This is a genomic window from Parasphingorhabdus sp., from assembly GCF_039968395.1.
GTDB lineage: Bacteria > Pseudomonadota > Alphaproteobacteria > Sphingomonadales > Sphingomonadaceae > Parasphingorhabdus.
Genome location: NZ_JBDVPV010000002.1, coordinates 181644 through 202223, shown reverse-complemented (window position 1 = coordinate 202223; position 20580 = coordinate 181644). Strand labels below are relative to the sequence as shown.

General features: G+C 55.4%; 21 protein-coding genes. 7 read left to right on the top strand and 14 right to left on the bottom strand.

The window, feature by feature from the left end:
* Positions 1 to 79: 79 nt before the first annotated feature.
* Entirely contained in the window at positions 80 to 805 is a 726-nt protein-coding gene (locus ABJI30_RS05120; RefSeq protein WP_348016106.1) for a hypothetical protein, read from the top strand.
* A 19-nt stretch (positions 806 to 824) separates the two neighbouring features.
* On the opposite strand, the gene ABJI30_RS05115 is transcribed toward ABJI30_RS05120, so the two are convergent.
* Complete coding sequence (locus ABJI30_RS05115; protein WP_348016105.1) at positions 825 to 1388, bottom strand: thiamine phosphate synthase; 564 nt, start codon at positions 1386 to 1388, stop codon at positions 825 to 827.
* 47 nt (positions 1389 to 1435) lie between these two features.
* Here ABJI30_RS05115 and ABJI30_RS05110 point away from each other — a divergent pair, with 47 nt between their 5' ends.
* Entirely contained in the window at positions 1436 to 2116 is a 681-nt protein-coding gene (locus ABJI30_RS05110; protein WP_348016104.1) for a YggS family pyridoxal phosphate-dependent enzyme, read from the top strand.
* 10 nt (positions 2117 to 2126) lie between these two features.
* On the opposite strand, the gene ABJI30_RS05105 is transcribed toward ABJI30_RS05110, so the two are convergent.
* Together ABJI30_RS05105 and pdeM are read right to left on the bottom strand one after the other, a co-directional pair.
* Positions 2127 to 3962 carry a cation:proton antiporter gene (locus ABJI30_RS05105; protein WP_348016103.1) on the bottom strand — a complete coding sequence of 612 codons (1836 nt, stop codon included), beginning with the start codon at positions 3960 to 3962 and terminating at the stop codon, positions 2127 to 2129.
* 72 nt (positions 3963 to 4034) lie between these two features.
* Positions 4035 to 4757: a ligase-associated DNA damage response endonuclease PdeM gene (pdeM, locus tag ABJI30_RS05100; RefSeq protein WP_348016102.1), complete on the bottom strand. Its 723-nt coding sequence runs from the start codon at positions 4755 to 4757 to the stop codon at positions 4035 to 4037.
* Between the two features lie 82 nt (positions 4758 to 4839).
* On the opposite strand from pdeM, the gene ABJI30_RS05095 reads away from it, so the two are divergent.
* Genes ABJI30_RS05095 through ABJI30_RS05085 form a run of 3 tightly spaced genes read left to right on the top strand, consistent with a single transcriptional unit; the run spans position 4840 to position 6809 of the window.
* Positions 4840 to 5856, top strand: coding sequence for a rhodanese-related sulfurtransferase (locus ABJI30_RS05095; protein ID WP_348016101.1), 1017 nt, complete (start codon positions 4840 to 4842; stop codon positions 5854 to 5856).
* Entirely contained in the window at positions 5853 to 6485 is a 633-nt protein-coding gene (locus ABJI30_RS05090) for a glutathione S-transferase (RefSeq protein ID WP_348016100.1), read from the top strand. The genes ABJI30_RS05095 and ABJI30_RS05090 overlap by 4 nt, the downstream gene beginning before the upstream one ends.
* A gap of 51 nt (positions 6486 to 6536) precedes the next feature.
* On the top strand, positions 6537 to 6809 hold the full coding sequence (locus ABJI30_RS05085; RefSeq protein WP_348016099.1) for a hypothetical protein: 273 nt from the start codon (positions 6537 to 6539) through the stop codon (positions 6807 to 6809).
* A gap of 17 nt (positions 6810 to 6826) precedes the next feature.
* On the opposite strand, the gene ABJI30_RS05080 is transcribed toward ABJI30_RS05085, so the two are convergent.
* The 11 genes from ABJI30_RS05080 to ABJI30_RS05030 all read right to left on the bottom strand — a co-directional run bounded on the left by ABJI30_RS05080 (position 6827) and on the right by ABJI30_RS05030 (position 17859).
* Positions 6827 to 7801 (bottom strand): retroviral-like aspartic protease family protein, encoded by a 975-nt coding sequence (locus ABJI30_RS05080; RefSeq protein ID WP_348016098.1) that lies wholly within the window; start codon positions 7799 to 7801, stop codon positions 6827 to 6829.
* Positions 7802 to 7908: 107 nt separating this feature from the next.
* Positions 7909 to 8868, bottom strand: coding sequence for an aspartyl protease family protein (locus ABJI30_RS05075; RefSeq protein ID WP_348016097.1), 960 nt, complete (start codon positions 8866 to 8868; stop codon positions 7909 to 7911).
* Positions 8869 to 8918: 50 nt separating this feature from the next.
* Positions 8919 to 11354, bottom strand: coding sequence for a ligase-associated DNA damage response DEXH box helicase (locus ABJI30_RS05070; RefSeq protein WP_348016096.1), 2436 nt, complete (start codon positions 11352 to 11354; stop codon positions 8919 to 8921).
* 42 nt (positions 11355 to 11396) lie between these two features.
* A complete protein-coding gene (locus tag ABJI30_RS05065; RefSeq protein ID WP_348016095.1) occupies positions 11397 to 12068 on the bottom strand; it encodes a crotonase/enoyl-CoA hydratase family protein in 672 nt (223 codons plus the stop codon).
* Positions 12069 to 12174: 106 nt separating this feature from the next.
* Positions 12175 to 13119: an MBL fold metallo-hydrolase gene (locus ABJI30_RS05060; RefSeq protein ID WP_348016094.1), complete on the bottom strand. Its 945-nt coding sequence runs from the start codon at positions 13117 to 13119 to the stop codon at positions 12175 to 12177.
* A gap of 14 nt (positions 13120 to 13133) precedes the next feature.
* Complete coding sequence (locus ABJI30_RS05055) at positions 13134 to 14036, bottom strand: histone deacetylase (RefSeq protein ID WP_348016093.1); 903 nt, start codon at positions 14034 to 14036, stop codon at positions 13134 to 13136.
* Positions 14037 to 14088: 52 nt separating this feature from the next.
* Entirely contained in the window at positions 14089 to 14487 is a 399-nt protein-coding gene (locus ABJI30_RS05050; protein ID WP_348016659.1) for a DUF1801 domain-containing protein, read from the bottom strand.
* 2 nt (positions 14488 to 14489) lie between these two features.
* On the bottom strand, positions 14490 to 15059 hold the full coding sequence (locus ABJI30_RS05045; protein WP_348016092.1) for an ureidoglycolate lyase: 570 nt from the start codon (positions 15057 to 15059) through the stop codon (positions 14490 to 14492).
* Positions 15060 to 15072: 13 nt separating this feature from the next.
* The gene (locus ABJI30_RS05040; protein WP_348016091.1) at positions 15073 to 16482 is read right to left on the bottom strand and encodes a phosphomannomutase/phosphoglucomutase; all 1410 of its coding nucleotides are present in this window, start codon (positions 16480 to 16482) and stop codon (positions 15073 to 15075) included.
* A 129-nt stretch (positions 16483 to 16611) separates the two neighbouring features.
* On the bottom strand, positions 16612 to 17043 hold the full coding sequence (locus tag ABJI30_RS05035) for a J domain-containing protein (protein WP_348016090.1): 432 nt from the start codon (positions 17041 to 17043) through the stop codon (positions 16612 to 16614).
* Between the two features lie 3 nt (positions 17044 to 17046).
* Complete coding sequence (locus tag ABJI30_RS05030) at positions 17047 to 17859, bottom strand: division plane positioning ATPase MipZ (protein WP_348016089.1); 813 nt, start codon at positions 17857 to 17859, stop codon at positions 17047 to 17049.
* Between the two features lie 420 nt (positions 17860 to 18279).
* Here ABJI30_RS05030 and ABJI30_RS05025 point away from each other — a divergent pair, with 420 nt between their 5' ends.
* Together ABJI30_RS05025 and ABJI30_RS05020 are read left to right on the top strand one after the other, a co-directional pair.
* Entirely contained in the window at positions 18280 to 18897 is a 618-nt protein-coding gene (locus tag ABJI30_RS05025; protein WP_348025398.1) for a TylF/MycF/NovP-related O-methyltransferase, read from the top strand.
* Positions 18898 to 19039: 142 nt separating this feature from the next.
* On the top strand, positions 19040 to 20548 hold the full coding sequence (locus tag ABJI30_RS05020) for a lipopolysaccharide biosynthesis protein (protein WP_348016087.1): 1509 nt from the start codon (positions 19040 to 19042) through the stop codon (positions 20546 to 20548).
* The last annotated feature ends 32 nt before the right edge of the window (positions 20549 to 20580 follow it).

Genomic DNA, 20580 nt, shown 5'->3' with positions numbered 1-20580 from the left:
GTGTCTCGGCAGATATTTTGTTATATAGGTATTTGAATAAGGGGAATTTGACGTCGTCATGAGGAAAAAGGGCAGACATTTGGGTTGGTTAGCAGCGGGACTCGCTGTGTCCGGTCTGGCCATGACTCCTGCTCTGGCACGCGTCCTTTCGGGCAATGCAGAAGGTGTATCCCTTAATTCTCTTGGTTCGATCGGCTCTTTCACAACCGCAGGTGCGGATCCTAAAATTGCAGCCCAGTTTAAACTGAAGGCGCTGCGCGGAAACACCAAGTTCAAATTTACGCCGGCGGGAGCCGCAAAGACGCGTGACCGTTCGGTTACCGTTGTTGTGCGCCAGCCGGACACCGCACAGGCGATCTCGATTCGCGAAGGCATCACCAATGCCCAGCCGGGTGCAGGTTTGCTCGGGTCCACGAAAATCACGCCGACCTCTTATAGCCTGGGCTCAGCCAAAGGCCTCCAGAGTTTTGCAATCCCGGTGAAGAAGCTGGGAGACAATCTGCCTGATCTTTCGGAAATCGGTGTTGGCAATCCTTCCGAGAAGAAAGACCGGAAGACGAAACGTAGCCGTTTCAATACCCGGATGTCATTGGACGCAACAACCCCGGTCGATGCAGCACCGCGGGCTTTGAGCGCGAGTGAAAAAGATTATTCTCTGGATGTGGGCGGCAGTTTCTCTCTGACCCGCAATCTGGATGTGACCGCTGGTGTTCGTTATAATAATGAACGTGACCGTATGGCGCCGCTGACAGATTCCCGTCAGGATAGCCAGGCTGTCTATGTAGGAACCCAGTTCCGCTTCTAAACCTGGACCGCGTCCGGGCTCAGTCTGAAACTTTCGAAAATGCATCAATCCCCGCCCAGCCGTGCGCGCCGCTGTCTTTGCGCTGGCCAAGCCTTTGCGCCGTCATTCCTCCCAGCAATATCACCGGTCCGTCGCAGCGGCTGATCAATTGATTCATGTGCAGATGCGACAACGGCCTTTTTCCGGGGTGAGAGCGGGTTGCAAAGGCAGGGGACAGGAAAAATATATCAGCTCCATTCTGATTGGCGATCATGATCTCGCGCAAATTATGGACCGGTGCGCTGTGGATCAGGCCTGCCTTTTCGCAACGATGCCATTGGCGGCCATGTACGCCGTCAGCCCCCCATTTCCGCGCCGCAGATGGCGAATCAGCCAGCAAAATCAAATGTCCGCACCTTTTTGCAATTTGATTGACGGTCAGAAATCGTTCCCGCCGGGAATCTCTATCCAGATGATAATGCCGGAAAATTACCCCGCTTCCGCGCGGGAGAGCTTCGACCGCCTCGTCCAGCGTGGCGTCCGTACGTTCGTCGGACATCAGCCAGACGTTCGGTATTTTCGCTCGTAAGGAGGGGTAGCGCATCTGCCTTCCCTGCCATATAGCCCGGCAACAACCAACCGGGAATGCCGATGGAAAATACCGAATCCAGAAACACTGCCTTTGAAGATATCGGGCAACGTATATCCAAAGCCGCCAAAGCTTCGCGTCGCTCTGTCAGCGATATCGAGCTGGTCGCGATCTCGAAAACCCGCACAGCGGACGAGATTCGTCCGCTCCTCGACCGGGGACATCGCGTGTTTGGAGAGAATCGGGTGCAAGAAGCAGCTGGAAAATGGCCGGAACTGCGCCAGGACTATGCGGATGTGGAGTTGCATCTGGTTGGTCAGTTGCAGTCGAACAAAGCCGCAGACGCGGTGGAACTTTTCGATGCCATTCATTCCATCGACCGGCTGTCGCTGGTCAAGGCGCTTGCCAAGGCCATGGACAAGCTGGACCGGCGCATTCCGTGCTTCGTGCAAGTCAATATTGGTGAGGAGTCCCAGAAAGGGGGCTGTGCCATTGAAGATACCGCGAGTCTGATTTCCCAGGCGCAGGCCGCTGGCATTAAAGTTGCTGGCTTGATGTGTGTCCCGCCTTCAAATGTGTCCCCGGCGCCCTATTTCGCACTGCTGGCGAAACTGGCAAAAGGCAATGGTCTCAAAGGCCTGAGCATGGGTATGTCCGGTGATTTCGAAAGCGCAATCATGCTGGGTGCAACGCATATCCGGGTCGGGACAGCCTTGTTTGGGGAGCGCTCCTCGGCTGGCTGAGACTCCAGAGCTATTCGGCGCTTTTTTCGTCTTCTTTCGCTGCGCGGTCCGCCTTGCGTTCTTCCGGAGTATCCGGGGCGACAAAACTGATCACCACATCGCCAGTTTCAATTGCCGGGCGCGCCTCGGTTGCGAAGAACAGCAGGCGTCCGTCTTCCTTGTGTACCGCGAGAGGTTCTTCGTCATCATTGAGATTCCGGCGATATTCTTCTGCAGAGAAGACCGGCGTAATCCTCGTCTTGCTGAAGCGCCAGCCCGCCCGTTCGCGATCCAGCAAGCTGGTAAAGTCCGCGCCTGATTCAAACAATATCCGGCCATAACCGACCTTGCTTTTGCCCCGACTGTCATTGGACAGCCGGGTAATCTGGTCAAAGCCCATTTCCGGGCCCAGATCAGCAGTGATGAGTTGATTGTGGCTATCATCGTCGGTTGCCACGATCAGATGCTGAAACTCGCCGAGATCAATATTGTCATTATGTGCTTCATCGAGAATATCTCCGCGGTGAATACGGATTTCTTCCTGCTTGGCCCGGCGCAATGCGAATTGGCTGGTATCTGCAATCATGACGTCGATTTCCATCGATTTCAGCAATTTGCCCAATGCGATAGACCAGCGGGTTGCACCCACGATCAACACGCCCTCGCCTTTGCCTTCCTCTATGCCCAGTTTCTCCGCGACCCATGCTGCTGAAAATCCATGTGCAAATATGGTGGCAATAACAACCGCAAAGCTGAGCGGAACGAGCGCTTCTGCGCCCGGCATGCCATATTCGCTCAGCCGCAACGCAAACAGTCCGGTAATGGCGACCGCGACAATACCGCGCGGGGCAATCCACGCGATAAACAGGCGTTCGCGCCACGGTACGGAACTGAACAACAGTGCGACCAGAACCGAAATCGGTCTGACAAAGAAGAGCAACAGGACCAGGAAGATGATGAACCGTGCCTGGAATTGCTGAACGGTTTCCCAATCCAGTGTTGCAGACAGGATGATGAACACCCCGGAAATCAGGAGAACGGCGAGATCTTCTTTGAATCGGTGCAGTGCCTGGCTGGAATAAATATGGCGGTTGGCCAGCACGACACCCATGACGGTAACCGTAATCAACCCGGTTTCATGTTTGATCAGATCGGCGATGACAAAACCCGCAATTACTGTGACCAACAGGAACGGTGCCTTGAGATATTCGGGAACATGTCCGCGCGGAAACAGCCAGGTGATGGCAAAGCCCAGAGCTGCACCGAGCAGGCCGGCAATAAAGCTGGCCGCAAGCACGTCCATGCTGATGACGGCTATATTGGCGTCGGGGCCTTCATAGGTAATATAGGCATAGATACCGACAGCAAGCAGCGCGCCAATCGGGTCATTTACGATACCTTCCCATTTGAGAATATTGCGCACCCGGGCGGGGACGCGCAAAGTCCGTAACATCGGCCCGATAACCGTGGGTCCGGTCACAATCATGATACCGCCAAGCAGTGCGGAAATTTCCCAGGACAGGCCAGCACCATAATGTGCGGCGGCAGTGCCGAGTATCCAGGCAATCGGACCGGCAATGAGCACCATCATTGTGACGGCACCGCCTGCTTGTCGCAATTCACGGAAATTCAGGCTTAACCCGCCTTCAAACAGGATCACGGCAACCGCCAGTTTGATAATCGGCTCTTGCAGCGCCCCAAAATCGCGTTCCGGATCAATGATGCCCAATACCGGTCCGGCGATAATGCCGACGATCAGCATCAAGGCAATGGCAGGTCTGCCCGTTCGCCAGGCGACCCATTGAGCACCGATGCCCAGCAGGCCGATCAGCGCAATTTTCACCATCAGCGAATCAACTATTTCCATCGGTAACCCATGCAAGTTTTCACAGTTTTATGCAAAGCCGATATGTACCGGTTCGCCCAGCCGGGGCTCTTGTCAGCTGCGCAAGATTGCCAGCGGTAACTGAGGTTGCGCGGGTTCCGGTGTGTGCCGCGCATGAAACCCGAGCGGGAATCGGAGCAGCTTGTCTTTCACACTTATCAGCGCCTCCGCAGGGCCGCCAACGACAGTTTCAATGGCCAGACTCGTGGCATCTAGACCCCCGGTCAGAGCACCAAAGGCCGGCATGATCAGATGATTCTCGCCGCGTACAAAGCACCGACGTGAAATGTGGCGGCCGCGCACGGGGACGCGATGTTTGGGATGATAATGGCCGGAAATCTCGGGTTGAACCGGATTGATGGTGGCGTCATGGCGCAAGCAGATCCCTTCGCCGCTCCATTCCGGCATCACTTCCCCGCCCCACAGACCGTTGACATCCCGATCATGGTTGCCGCTGATCCAGATCCATTCCAGCGCATCTGTCATCTGTCGCAGTAGTGTTGCGGCATCGGGTTCCAGCCGCGCCTCACCGGCGTCGTCATGATAGTTGTCACCGAGGCAGAATATTTTCGTTGCGGATGTTTGTTCGATCAGCCGGGCCAGATCATCAAGCGTGGCATGGCTGTCATAAGGGGGCAGCATCTGGCCCTGGCGTGCATAGAAGCTTGCCTTTTCGAGGTGTAGATCAGCCACAAGCAGCGCGTTCTGCAGCGGCCAGTAGAGGGCTGCAGGACCGGCGACCTGAAACTGTTGACGGGCGAACGAAAGGGGAACCATCTGCCGGATATGCGATGATCTCCGGTCCCGCGCAAGTGGGAAGGGTTGGATAATTTATATTACGACCACTATATGCTCGATCATGACACAGACAGAATCTCCCGACAGCTCCGATATCACCGTCGCTGCGCTATATCATTTTGCCATTGTCGATGACCCGGCGGCCCTGCAGCCGCTGATCCTGGAACAATGCGAGCAACAGGGTCTGAAAGGCACGATCCTGTTGGCAAACGAAGGGATTAACGGAACGATTGCGGGCTCTGCTGATGCTATAGGCTCCGTCATCGCCTATTTGCGGTCGCTGTCGCAGTTTTCCGGCCTGGATGCCAAATATTCAACCGCCGACAAAATGCCTTTTCTGCGCATGAAGGTGCGACTGAAAAAGGAAATTGTCAGCATGGGCGTGGACGGTATTGATGCGGCGCGTGCCAAGGGGGAATATGTCGACCCGGCGGATTGGAATAGCGTGATTGCAGACCCCGATACCGTCCTGATCGATACCAGAAATGCCTATGAAGTTGCGATTGGCAGTTTTGACGGCGCGATCAATCCGCATACAGAGACATTTCGCGATTTTCCGGCCTGGTTTGATGATTTTTCCCGAGAATTGCAGGAAAAATCCGACAAGCAGCCGCGAATAGCCATGTTTTGCACCGGCGGCATTCGCTGCGAAAAGGCGACGGCCTATGTCAAGGCACAGGGTTTCGAAGATGTTCACCACCTCAAAGGTGGCATACTGAAATATCTCGAAAATGTGCCAGGGGATGAAAGTCGCTGGACCGGCGATTGTTTCCTTTTTGATCAGCGGGTTGCGGTGGGGCACGGCCTGAGGCAAAGTGATTATGATCAGTGCCATGCCTGCCGGATGCCGCTGAATGCCGAGGACCGGAAATCTGAATTTTATGTCCCCGGTGAAGCATGTCCGCATTGTCATGAATCACGCACCGATGCGCAGCGACAACGCTATCGGGAACGGCAGAAACAGGTTGAAAAGGCGGCGCGTGAAGGACGGACGCATCTCGCCCAGAAAATCGATTCAAATGCGCAATCAGGCTGGGACGAAGAGAGCAGCTGGGACCAGGATATCGACTGGAAATGACCGCGCTCCCGATATTATACAGTTTTCGGCGCTGTCCATATGCGATGCGCGCTCGAATGGCCGTGCGAACCAGCGCTACAACCGTGCGATTGCGCGAAGTGATCCTGCGCGACAAGCCGGACGAGATGATCCAGACCTCGCCCAAGGCAACCGTCCCGGTGCTGGTCCTGCAAGACGGGACTGTTCTGGACGAAAGCCTCGACATAATGTCATGGGCTTTGGATGCACATGACCCGGATAACTGGCTGGAACACCGGCAGGAAGCCATGGATTTGGCGCACCGGACAGAATCAGAATTCAAGTGCCATCTCGATCGCTATAAATATCCAAGCCGATATGATGACGTGGACCCGTTGGTTCATCGATCCGCCGGATTGCATTTTCTCGAGACGCTCGACCAAAAAATATCGGAGAATGGCCAAATTCTGGGACCTGATGCGGGATTTGCAGATTTCGCGATCTTTCCGTTCGTCCGTCAATTTGCCAATACCGACCGCAACTGGTTTGACGCGCAAAACTTGCCTGCCCTAATGCCGTGGCTTCAGGGCCACATAAGCTCGGATCTGTTTTTGTCGGTCATGACAAAATATCCGCAGTGGAAAGCCGGCGAAGACGAGCCGCGCTTTTAGACGACGAATTTGGGGGCACTTAACGTGACTGAAATTCAGGAGACCTGAATCATGAATAAACTAGTCCTCGCCATTATACCTGTTACTTTCTTGCTGTCCGCATGTGCGGAAGAAGCCGAATCACCAGTCCGCGATGATGTCCTTCAGGATGAAGGCGTTCAGGAAGAACCCCTTGCCGCTGAACCCCTGGAAGATGCAACAGTGAGTGAAGGATCGGATTCCACCATGATCGAGCAACCCGAATTGACCGCGCCACTTGCCGATGAAGAAGCAAGCACGGCCATGGAAGAGCCGGAGGCTGAAGAAGAAGCGCCCGCACCCTGATTTCGTTCAATCTGACGTCAGGATTTGATACGGCTGTTCTTGACTTCTCTTTTATGGCTGCGCGCATCTTTTGGCGGCAGGAAATAAATTTTTCGCTTCGGAAAATCGATCGCTACCTGGTCGAATTTCCGAAGCACATCCATTCCCATCAACAATGCCGGCTTTTTGGACATGCCGAAACGTTCAAAAGGCGGCGCATCGGCGAAGGCGACAGACAGGCGTGCAAATCGCGCCCGGCCGATACGAAAATCGCGCGCCCGACCAAATTCGACGCCCAGCGTATCGCCGGTCACTGCGATCAGCATGTCATTATCGTCATTGTCACGGGCCTTTTTTTGCAATCGTTTTTGCAGAACCGGATTGGCAATCGAAACCTGCGCACCGGTGTCGACAATGACGTTGACTTTGATACCTGCGATAGTGGCTTCCGTGAAGATCAGCTGACCGGATCGCCGCCTGGCCGTCACAACAATCTCGCGGCGAGAGCTTTTCTCTCTTTTCTCGGCGGCATCTTCGACCGTGATCTGATTATTCTGAAAATCGAACAGGATGCGATGGTTTTGCAAGCCATCGAGGCCTAGAATTCCATCGGCGCCCATGTTGCGCGCCTTAAGCACCGGAGTGACCAGGCCGTCATAGCTTTTTGACCCGAGTGACAGCGACGGAACATAGACCATATCCACCGAACTGCGACCCGCTATACTCATGAGTTCGGCAGGTTCTTCTGCTTCCAGTGACAGTTTGTCGACCAGTCTGCGGGACAAAACGGTGCGTTCTGCACCCGTATCGATAACAAAAGAAAACGGACCACTTTCTTCAATGGTGACCGGAATCGTCATGCGCCGGGCGCTGTCCTGATCGACGTCAAGAATTTCGCCTTCAGGTTCAATAACGCTGCCCGGTTCAATTGATTGTCCAATCGGAACCGGATAGGCAAGGGCGAGTGCCGAGGCCAATATGGTGGGCGGTGCGATCATCAACAGACCTGACATAAACTCTCCTTTGTCACGCTTTGGCGCTTAAGGCGCCATATCCTGGCCAGGCGCATCATTCCATCGCGATCCGACCAAAGCATTGCTGACTTCGACCAATGCTGCGCTCAGGTGCCTTTCGGCAACAGAAAATAGATTTTGCGGTTGGCAAAATCTATCGCAACACGGTCGAACTGCCGCAAGGCATTCATGCCGAGGAACATGGCTGGCTTTTTTTCCAGATTCAGTGCTTTGAACGGTGCGATATCTGCAAATGCAATCGGAATGATACCGAAACGTGCACGTCCAATGTGCAATTCTTTGGCCAAACCATAATCTGCCGAAACCGAACGGCCCGTCACATCGACCAGTTCCGTTTTCTCAAGCCGCGTTGACCGCATGCGCAGGCGGCGCTGCAAGCTTTTATTGCCAATCGATATTTCACCGCCGGTATCTATAATGACGCTGGTTTTAATGCCCGAAAATGTCGCGTTGGTGAAAATCAACTGGCCGGAGCGGCGTTTGGCAGTCACCACAATTTCCCGGCGGGATCGGGATTTGCGCTTCACGGAAGTATCTTCGACCGAGATTTTGCGATCGAGAAAATCAAACAGAATTCTCTGCCCCTGCAGGCTGTCCAGCCCCAGCACGCCATCAGCGCCGATATAATCGGAACGGAATGTGGGTGAAACCAGCCCCCCATAGCTGCGGCTTCCAAGCGTCAGTTCGGGAACATAAACCGTCTGGACCTCGGTTGTTCCTGCCAGCGCTATGATATTCACGACATCTTCCAGCTCAAGCGTCAGGCTTCCCGCGATTTCATTGGACAATATGGTGCGCTGGGATGCGGTATCGATAATGAATTCGAAGGGTCCGCTGCCTTCAATATTGACCGGCACTGTCATCCGGTCAATTGCGTCTTCTGCGATAGCGATCTGTTCTGCATCCGGGCGGATAAAGGCTTCCGGAAGCGTATCCGCGACAATTGCTTCGGGTTCCGGCTCCGGTTCGCCGGGCGGGAGGACAGGCTGAGCGGCGGTCAGTGCAGCGCTGATTGAAAGCGCAATAAGGGGGGGAAGTGAGAGCATCTTGTCCGCAAGACTAGCTGAATTCGGTGATCATAACAAATTCAAAGCGTTCAACTGCCTCGCATCGCTTCTTCGATCAGTCCTTCGGCCTCGATCAGCAAGGCATCGTCGGTGGCACCTTGCGCGACATGTTCGCGGCCGATCATGACGAGTACCGGAACCGCCAGCGGGCTAACCCGGTCGAGATCGACGTGCACCATCGAGTCCGCTGCGCGGTCCAGCAGATTGCCCAGCCGGCCAATATCCGTCATCCGCGCCCTGGCGTCAGCCCATGCCGCCTCCATGAGCAAATGATCCGGTTCATATTTGCGAAGCACATCAAAAATCAGATCGGTCGAGAAGGTCACCTGCTTGCCGGTCTTGCGCTTGCCGGGATGCTGGCGATCGACCAGTCCGCTGATGACGGCCACTTCGCGAAATGCGCGTTTGAGGAGATGGGATCCTTCGACCCATTCGAGAAACTCGTCTTCCAGTATATCTGCGCTGAACAGAGCCGCCGGATCGGTCACCGGCTCGACACTGTAGCAAGCGAAGCTGTAATCATTGGCGACAAAGCCAATCGGTTTGAGGCCGCGCGTTTCCATTCGGCGGGTCAGCAGCATGCCAAGGGATTGATGGGCATTCCATCCTTCGAAGCTGTAGGTCACCATATAGTGCAGATCTTTGTGCGGAAATGTTTCGACAAGCAGCTGACCGGGCTCTGGCATGGTGGATCGATAGTCCTGCATCTCCAGCCATTCACGAACGTCATCGGGAAAGCGCGCCCATCCGGCACGGTCGGTGAGAAAGTTGCGCACCCGGTCCGACAGATGTGTCGTCAATGGTAGGCGCGCGCCCATATAGCTGGGAATCATCGCCGCCTTTTTGCTGGCACGGACAATGACATCTGCCGTGTCCATCTTGATCATTTCGAGGCTCATGCCGGCAAAGAAAAACGTATCGCCGGTGCTCAGCATTGCCGCAAAGCTTTCTTCCACCTTTCCCAATGTGCGCCCGTTACGAAACCGCACGGTCATCATCGCGGCATCCACAATGATCCCGGCATTCATCCGGTGCTGGGTTGCGAAGCGCGGGTGAACCAGATGCCAGACACCATTACCATCGCGCCGCAGCCGTTTGAACTTGTCATAGGCCTTGAGCGCATATCCGCCGTCGCGCGTGAAGCCGAGCACACGATCAAACGCCTCCTTGCCAAGACCGCTATAGGGCAGGGCGGACTGCAGCTCCTCCAGAAGGTCTTTCTCGTCAAACGGGGCTGCACAGGCGCAGGACATGACGTGCTGAGCCAGAACATCCAGACCACCGGCTCGAAATGGCTCACCATCGCGGCACCCTTCCTCGACGGCATCCAGTGCCGCTTGTGCTTCAAGATATTCAAACCGGTTTCCCGGGACAAGCAAAGCCCGAGATGGCATATCGAGTCGATGGTTCGCGCGCCCGATGCGCTGCAGCAATCGCGACGACCCCTTTGGCGCACCCATCTGGATTACACAGTCAATGTCCCCCCAGTCAACGCCAAGGTCGAGCGACGCGGTGCAGACAAGTGCCCGCATTTTCCCGTCGGCCATGGCATTTTCAATCTTGCGCCGGGCTTCGCGGGAGAGGCTGCCGTGGTGAATGCCGATTGGAAGGGTGTCGTCATTTATGTCCCAGAGTTTCTGAAAAGTCAGTTCGGCCAGAAAGCGCGTATTGGTGAAGACCAGTGTCATCCGGTTGGCCTTGATCTGCTCCATCACCTGAGGGATGGCATAGGCTCCGGCATGACCCGACCATGGCACACGAATCGTTTCCCCGTCCGATGCCAGCGGCGCCATGATCTGTATATCTGCAGCAGCACCTTCATCGCCAAGCACGTGCTTTACGGTTTCAATATCTCCCCAGGGTGCGAGCCACGCACGGAAATCGTCCGGGTCTGCAACAGTGGCGGAGAGGGCAGCACGGCGCATCTGCGGTGCGATGCGTTGCAACCGTGCGAGGGAAAGCGAGAGCAGATCACCGCGCTTGCCCGTGGCAAAGGCATGAACTTCATCGACAATCACGCGTTTGAGATTGGCAAACAGAGTGAAGCTGTCTTCCTGGCTGAGTAACAGGTTCAGAGACTCCGGTGTTGTCATCAGGATCTGCGGGGGCTTGACCCGTTGTCGCGCCTTGCGGTTTGCCGGTGTGTCTCCGCTGCGTGTTTCGATGCTGATCGGCAGACCCATGTCCTCGACCGGCTTGAGCAGGTTGCGCTGCACATCCACCGCGAGGGCCTTGAGCGGCGATAGGTAGAGCGTGTGCAAACCGTCGAAATCCGGGTTGTCTATCAGGTCCACCAGGCTGGGCAGAAACCCCGCGAGCGTTTTTCCGGCACCGGTCGGAGCGGTCAGCAGCGCATGCCGATTGGCTTGCGCCGCTTCGAGCATTTCGAACTGATGCCGCCGCACTTCCCAATTCCGGGACCGGAACCATTGGTCAAGTTTGTCAGGAAGATGCGCCCTTGTCATCGCATGGATATAACAAGCTTCCCGGAGATATCGACAAACGAATCAGTAGGTCCCGATCGCGGCCTCTATGGTGTCGATCGTGTGTCGATGAAGCGCGCGTTTATTGGCCGCATAGGCTCTACCGGGCAATTGACCGAGTTTTTCAGCCGTGGCCATGGCGGTTTCCACAAGTTTGTCCGGTTCGACAAGCACATCCACATAGCCGATTTCCAGTGCATCTTCCGGTGTGTAGAGACGGGCCTGAACAATGGCCTCGACAAGCTGACGGTTGTCTAGTCGTGCGCGGGGCAGGGCGATGCCAAAGGCCGGTAATGTCATGTTGTTGACCGTTTCATTCGCGCCAAAACGGAAATCTCCCTTGGCCGCAATTCTCGTATCACAGGCGAGAAGAAGAAAAGCACCCATCGCGATCGCATGGCCGGGGCAGGCCGCAACAACCGGTTTCGGTCCTCCATAAAGACGGACGAGTAAAGCGCTGGCCTGATCAAGCAGCGCGCCCGACTTGTCGGCGCCATGGGCCGCCAGCCATTTCAGATCAAAGCCGCCAGAAAATATTCCGTCCCGGCCGGTCAGAACAATGGCACTGGCTTTTTCTTCAGCTTCGTCCAGCGCAGAAGTGAATTCCGCCATCCAGTCGGGATTGATCGCATTGGCCTTGCCATCATCAAACGTAATTCGGGCCACATCATTCTCGAGGTCCAATGCAATTGCCATATCCAACACTCCTTGGAGAAATTTAATCAACCGATTAATGAAGGAATTTGAAGGCGAGCGCAATGGCCGATAATGATAGCCTCATTCAGATCAGACGTTGGCCCGGTTACCGCAGCTCGGCCATCAACCCGAACAGGGCGGTGACGTCGGGCGGCGAGCTATCACCGGAATATTCCCGGTAGAGGGTGGAGACGTTGACCGCGATCCGCTCGCTGTCTCCCCAGCTGGAGAAATCGCCCAGATTGATATCATGGGCAGCATCGCGCACCGAAAGTCCGGCGTCGTATCGCTGCCGGGCTTCGCGATCAATATAGTGCAGATACTCCTGCACACGGCGGACGCCGTCAGCATCGGTTATCGGGCCATGGCCGGGAACGATCGTGTCCGGCTTTAAATCGATGATCATGTCGCAGGCGGCGATCCAGTTGGATACCGGGCCGGCCCACATGATTGGCGTTCCTTCGATAAACAATATGTCGCCGGTGAATATGGTTTTGTCTTCAGGAACATGGACCAGCACGTCTCCGGCGGTGTGGGCAGGGCCGACCTCGATCAGCTCGACTGTCTTGTTGCCGACCTCCACGCTATATTCGCCGCTGAACGTTTTGGTCGGGTGTTTCTCGGCAACATCGTTAAAATCAAAACTCCCGAAAATGTCGACCAGATATTGTCCGGTTGGTCCGAGCGTTTTGGCCTGTGCCATGATCGCCGCGAGGGCAGGGGCCGGCAGTTCGGCCATTTCCGCAGCGCTGGCTTCTGATGCGATGATCTCGGCATGTTGGCACAAACCGTTACCATGACAATGGTCACCATTGGCATGGGTGTTGACGATGACACCAATATCATCTGCGCCTTTCCCGGTTGCGTCCGCCATGATGGTCAGCATGTCCCGGGTCAGACTGGCATCGAATAATGTATCGACAAGCAGCGCCTGATCACCGTCGCTGATCAACCCTGCATTGGACCAGCCCCAACCGCCATCAGGCTGCAGATAAGCAAATATGCCGTTGCCGGTTTCGTACAGGCCCTTCTGGAACGGATAATCTGGCATCGGTCTCTCCCTGTTTATTTCCGTGCGGCCTGATCGGCCATTGCAACCATCGTCCGTGCGTGACGGCGGGCGACAGCGTGTTGATCCTTGCCATAGCCGCCGCCCAGTGCACTGGCGACGGGAATCTGGCGGGCGAGGGCCTGACGAATGACACTGCGATCGCGGCGGTTCAGCCCGTCATCTGTCAGGGCCAGCCGACCCAGCCGATCCTCCGTATGAGGATCGACCCCGGCCTGATATAACACAAGGTCAGGCTTGAATCCCTCAATAGTCTCGGTGAGGGCGTGATCCAGTATCGCGAGATATTCGTCATCCCCGGTTTGATCCGGCAGAGCGATGTCCCGGCTTGACCGCGCCTTGCGAGCCGGGAAATTTTTCGCGCTGTGGATGGAAAGAGTATATGTATCCTCTCGACCGGCGAGCAGGGAAGCGGTGCCATCTCCCTGATGGACATCGAGATCGAGGATCAATATGCGGCGAACATCCCCTTCGGTCAGGAGCCGGTTTGCAGCGATGGCCAGATCATTGAACACGCAATAGCCTGCACCCGTCGCGGAGAGCGCATGGTGGCTTCCACCGGCGCTGTTGGCGGCATAACCATGTTGCAATGCCAGTTGTGCCGCAAGCCAGGTGCCGCCAGACGTATGCTGGACGCGGCTGGCAATCGCCGAGGTCACAGGAAATCCGATCCTGCGTTCTATGTCTTGGGGCACCGATGCAGTCAGCACTTGCTCGACATAATCGGGATCATGGACAGCTTCCAGCCATTTGCGCGCCATCGGCTCGGGCTGATAGGCATGATGCGCTGGCGCCAGTTCGCGGACCGCGTCCATCACCAGATAATATTTGTCGAAGACAAATGACCCGCGCGATGGCGGCGGAGCAATATAGTCGGGATGGTGTACTACATGGAGCATGACTGGCGTTGAGTTTAAGCGGTCGGTGTGCCGTGCGTCAAAGCCTTGCTGATTATTTCAAATGATAGGTCAGTGCCATGGCGATGCAATGTTTTACCGCATCCGCTGGAATGTCATCGTTCAGGTTGAAAACAACCGCCCGGTTTCCCTCGAAATCCAGCGTATCTGCGTAAAGCTGCCGGTAACGCTCGACCAGATCGGTCTGGCAATGGACGTAAAATGCGTACCGATCATCTGACTTCTTGTGACGGTTGATCCGGATCGTCGTCCCGGATTTGGTCGCGCTGGTCAGGAAGGCGGGCTCTCCCCATTTCAGCGTTTCCTCCAGAGGGCCGATGGCAGGATTTTCCGAAGCTGTTTCGAGGATCAAGGTTCTGAGATCCCGCAGCCTGGAAGCCATCTCTGCGGGAAGGTCTTCGAAGACGGATTGGGTTTGTGCAGCGATACCCATCGTCACTTGGCTCCCTGTTGCAGGCCAACCCGCAAAACGGTTCCAGTGCGCACGACAATGTCTTTCTTGTCGAGGTCGGGCCCGAAGGCTTCTTCCGTCTCCGGATTGCCGTTTTTGAGATCATAGCCGGTCTGCGCGGACAGAATCACCAGAATGTCGGTGTCCGGCTCCATGGCAAACGGAAATTCGTGCCAGGTTCCCACATGCATGACCAGGCTCTGTGATCCATCGAAACGAAACGCGCGAGCAGCGGCGAGGTCCGGCAAATCGCCATCTGTCGGCGGGGCCATGACCACAACATACGGCTTGCCGCCGATCGGAATAAATGCCTGCGTGTGCTGGAAATGGCGTTCCATGAAGCGAACTTCACCGGGCCGCAGGTCAAGTCTGGACGGTGTCAGTTCGATGGGATGCTTGCAATGAAATGACACGGGTTGGCCGACTTCCACAGCACCCTTGTAAAAGTCGATCGGCATCAACTGCGGTGTCGAATTCGTACCGGCAATCTGGCCAAAAGGCGCCAAAATTTCCGGACTCGCAGTCTCTATCGGCAGATCGATTGTCCGGGTCACGAGATGTTTCTCATCAATGACCCACAGTTTCCCCGCGCTCCAGCCCGGACAAGGCCAGCTGTGCGTCAATTTGTTCCATCAGTCGTTCCAGTCCTTCATCCGATTTGGCCTCTGCCCGGGCCACCAGCACATCCTGTGTGTTGGATGCGCGAAGCAGCCACCAGCCGTCGGCCGTATTCACTCGTGCGCCATCGGTATTGTTGACGTCCGCGCCATCAGCCGCCAGTCGTTCGAGTATTTCGTCGACCACTGCAAATTTGCGGCTTTCATCAACCTGAAAACGCATCTCCGGCGTATTGATCATCTCGATCATGTCACTGCGCAACCGATTCACGCTCTTGCCGATGTTGGTCGATGCCTGAATCAGGCGGATGGCGGCATAGGGGGCGTCGTCAAAGCCGTAATAATCATGCTTGAAAAAGACATGGCCGCTCATTTCGCCTGCGAGTGGCGAGCCGGTTTCTTTCATTTTGGATTTGATCAGACTGTGACCGGTTTTCCACATCAGCGGTACGCCGCCCAGTTCCGCAACCCGGTCATAGAGCGCCTGAGATGCCTTGACGTCGGCAATGATCGTTGCACCGGGCACGGATTGCAATACATCCTCGGCATAGATGGACAAGAGCTGATCGCCCCAGATGACCCGACCTTCGCCGTCAATCGCGCCTATCCGGTCGCCGTCGCCATCAAAGGCCACGCCGAAATCCAGGCCTTTTTCCGCAACGATGGCCTTGAGGTCTTCAAGGTTTTTTTCCTCGGTTGGATCCGGGTGATGATTGGGGAAATTGCCATCAACATCGGTGTACAGCAAGTGGTGTTCGCCAGGAAGCTGCGCGACCAGTTTTTCAATAACCGGACCTGCTGCGCCATTGCCGCAATCCCAGGCTATTTTGCAGGCACTGCCGGAGAAGTTTTGCAGCAGCCGCGAGACATATTGATCTTCCATTTCAATGCGTTCAAACCCTGCTGTCGTGCCGGGAGCCGGATCGTCCCAGTCGCCATCGGCCGCCATCTGGCCAAGCTGCTGAATGTCTGCGCCGAAAAACGGGCGTCCCTGGAACACCATTTTGAAACCGTTATAATTGGCCGGATTGTGGCTGCCGGTGATCATGATCCCGCCATCAACATGATCCAGCACGCACTCGGCATAATAAAGCATTGGCGTCGGTCCCATTCCCACTGAAACAGCGCTGATCCCGCAGTCGTTCAAACCGCGGATGAGGGCTTCCTCGAGAATGGGTGAACTTATCCGTCCATCATAACCGGTCGCAACCGTGTGGCCACCTGCCCGGGCGATCAGCGTCCCGAAGCCGCGACCGATGGCATAGGCATCGTCTTCGCCCAGCGTCTCGCCGATAATGCCGCGAATATCATATTCGCGCAGGGATGTGGGGTGGAAATCGTGACGTGAAGATTGGGTCATGCTGACGAGGTCTTTCATGTTCGGGAAACAGGGCGGCCTGTTCAATCCTTAGAAAGCCGTGGAGCGAAAATCCACCCCTCGTTTCTGGGGCTGGCAAATTTGGGATCAACCGAAAATTTCTCGCCTCGCTTATGGCTTTTGACTGTCCAGGTCGTCCAGCAATATATCACGTGCACGGTTGATCTGCCGGGCGAGTTCTTCATCGCCGCCACGATCGGGATGATGCTCTGCCAGCCGTTCCCGCCACGCATCGTTGATCGCCGAACGGTCCGCTTTCACGTCTACGCCGAGCAGGGACCGTGCGCGATCCAGTTCAAAATTCCGGGGTTTGCGCTTTTGAGGCGTTTCATCTTTCGCCGGGATCAAGATGCGCCAGCCATTCAGGAAAGCAGCGCCGCCGATCATCGCTCCGCCGATCAACCAGTTGCCGCCGCGCAGGAAATTTGCTCCGATCAGGGCGACTGCCAAAGCCAGCCATTGATTGGCCGTCATGGTTTTGGCCTTTCCGGACAATATCAGGGCCGCCAATATGGCTCCGGTGATGATCAGCATCGCGGTCATGTATCAGGCCACCAGCTGCGGCTTGCCAAAGCTGGGCCGGCTGGAATGGGGCTGGGGCAGGGCGAGATGCTTGATCAGTTCCCGCAATTCCTGGCGGGCGGCAATGTGACTGGTTGCCAGTCGGCCAAGATGCTCCTTGTCCAGCATGGTCAGTCCTGCGGGGAACAGCTCGCGGTAAATTACCCGTTCGCTGAGACCGGGAATGATCCGGAACCCGACGCGTTGAGACAGTTCTCCCAAGGCAGAAATAATGCGCTTCATATTATGGGCTTCGACATATTGCGTGCGGTTGCGCAAAACCACCCAGTCAATCGTTGTGCCATCCGCCTTGGCCCGGGCCTTGCGGGCTTCCCAGATCAATTCGGCATAAAAACTCAGTTTGCGGACCTTGTAGGTTTCCGGATCAACCTGCCCGATCAGATCAAAATCCACGAAGCTGTCATTAATCGGCGTGACCAGACTATTGGCGCGGGTCGCAACAAAACGCGCGAATTTGTCATCTCTTCCCGGCGTGTCGTAGAGCAGATAGTCAACACCATGTGCCATTCGCTCGGTCAGTTGCTCCAGACGGGCCAGAGAGTCATGTTCAAATACTTCAAAAAGGGGTTGGGGAATGTCGATATTGAGGCGATTCATCGTCGCCGCCCGGTTTTCCAGATAGCGGTAGGACGTGCGCTGGCGCGGATCGAGGTCGATAATCGCAACCTTGTGCCCCTGATAGGCAAGGGCAACAGCTACGTGCACGGCGGTCGTGGATTTCCCGGTGCCGCCTTTCTCGTTGGCAAAAACGATATGATGTGTTCCGCTATTTGCCACTTGCCTGACTAATCCCCCATTGCTGTTGCTCTGTCAGCGTTTGTATCTTTGCGACATTCGCCAAGATATTTCTTGAGCGACCACCATAGTGCCATTTCACATTTCACGCCATGCCCGGAAATCCGCATCCCATTCTGAGACAGTCCCAGAAACCGCATTCCACGCGAAACTGGTAGCGTAATCAGCGTTTGAATAAAAGCATCAGAGGTAAAATCTTGCGACCGGGGGCCTGCGCGGGCTCGGGTTTGGAGACGCGGAGCCCGGGGTGTGAACGCAGCGAATTAGGGAAATAGCGATTTTGGTCTTATAACTTGCTCGATGTACATTCCCGATTCCCTTCGTCCGCTGGCTCGGCGCATTCGAAACAGAATTGTCGACTACAAACTTTCACCGCTGTCTCGATCAGTGAGAAACGAAGGTTTGACCTATCTGACAACCGCCAAGTTCCTCCGATTGGAGAACGCGTTGCGGTCCACCCGGGATATTGAAGGCGACCTGGTTGAGTTTGGAGTTGCGCTGGGCGGATCGGCGATCGTGATTGCGAGCCGGAGCCAGGGTCGCCCGTTTCACGGCTTTGATGTATTTGGCATGATTCCGGAACCCGCTTCGGACAAGGATGATGAGCATTCAAAATCACGTTATGAAGTGATCAAATCCGGAAAATCGGCCGGGATCGACGGGCAGGAATATTATGGGTACCGCAATGATCTCTATTCCGATGTTGTGGTTAGCTTTGCGCGCCATGGATTAACCGTCGGAGAGGCCAATATTCGCCTTTACAAGGGCTTGTTTGAGGATAGCTGGCCAACGGCGAAAATCGACAAGCTGGCCTTTGTCCATCTGGATTGCGACTGGTATGATCCCGTCACCTATTGTCTCAAAGCGGTTGCCGGAAAAATGTCGCCGGGCGGCATAATCCTGATTGATGACTATCATGACTATGCGGGATGCAAAACAGCAGTGGACGAGTTTATCTCGCAAAATCCCGACTATGTGTTCGAGGATGGACCCAATCCCATGCTGAGATATGCGGGATAATGCGCCGCTGCGCGCTAGCCGATCGGCTCAACTGGATTATGCCATAATCAGGCCTTCGGTCATTCTGGGCTAGACCCCCATAGACGTGATGCCTAGAGACAATATCCATGTGGATAGATGACAGATTTGCGGTAAAACACAGATGACCGGCTCGGAGGGCCTGCGCTCCCGTCTGATGCGCGGAGCAATGTGGCTCGGCGGCGCCCGCGTGGCCACGAACATATTGGGCTTTGTGAGCACTCTCGTGCTGGCAAGGCTTCTGGTACCTGCCGATTTTGGATTGGTTGCGCTCGCCACGACCTTGCTGGGCGTTTTGACAGCTATGACAGCCATATCGCTTTCTGATGCACTGGTTCAGCACGAACAACCGGAGAAAGAGCATTTTGACACCTCTTTCACACTCAATCTCGCCCGGGGGGTATTGGTCGGCGCGTTTTTTGCCGCGATCTCTGTACCGACTGCCGCATTTTTTGAAGATGCTCGATTGATCGAACTGATGCTGGTTCTCAGCCTTACAGCGGTGCTGACCGGTCTGGAAAATCCCAAATGTGCACTGTTCATGCGAGATCTGATATTCTGGCAGCAGTCTGTGATGCTTGTATCCCAAAAAGCAGTAGCACTCGTGGTGTCACTGACTATCGCGTTTTTATACCAATCTTACTGGGCCCTGATTATCGGAGTGGTTCTCGGCCAGGCAGTAAGTGTGCTTTTGTCCTATGCGCTCTTGCCATACAGACCCAGGTTTACACTGTCGAAAACCCGAGATTTGTTCTCGTTCTCGATCTGGCTGACATTTTGCAATTTCATCACAACCCTGAACTGGAACTTTGACAATCTGCTGGTCGGGAAAGTCCTCGGAAAAACATCTCTGGGATATTACAGCATGGGCAATCATCTTGCGGTGATGCCGACCCGGGAAGTCACGTCACCGATTATCGGCACGCTGTTCCCGGCTTTTTCCAATCTGAAACAGGCTCCGGAGCGGTTGCGCGCAGCCTATCAGCGCGCCCAGTCGATCGTAACAGCGATCGCTTTACCGGCAGGCGTTGGCATGGCGTTGGTTGCTGATCCGTTTGTGCGGCTGGCGATGGGCGAGAAATGGCTGCCAGCCGTGATAGTGATTCAATGTCTGGCCTCGATTTTTGCAATTCAGACACTTGCAAGCCTGGCCCATCCGCTGGCAATGGCGCTGGGCAATACGAAATTGCTGTTCACAAGGGATCTTATCGCCTTTGCTTACCGGGTTCCCTTGCTTGTCGTCGGACTATATTTGGGCGGTCTTGAAGGCATCGTATATATGCGTGTGTTTACGGGGCTAATTTCGATCTATTTCAACGCAAGCATTGTTTCCCGCCTTATCGAGATCAACTACTGGGAGCAGCTAAAACCAAATTTGCGCACCTTCGCCGGAATAATATCAATGACAATGGCGGTATATGCGATCGGCGTGTTGCTTCCCGAAGCGGTTGATAACATTGGACTGGCGATCAATTTGGCGGCATTGATCGGTGGCGGTGCGGTTGTGCATATTATCGTGGTGGGTTTTGCCTGGAACTTTATGGGCCGTCCCGTCGGTATTGAAGATGAAGCCCTCGCGCTGGTTCAAAATCTGCTTCGTCGGACGCGCGCACGATTTATGGGGCCGGCGTGACCCGAACTCGCAAAAAACGTTGCGCCAAAAGG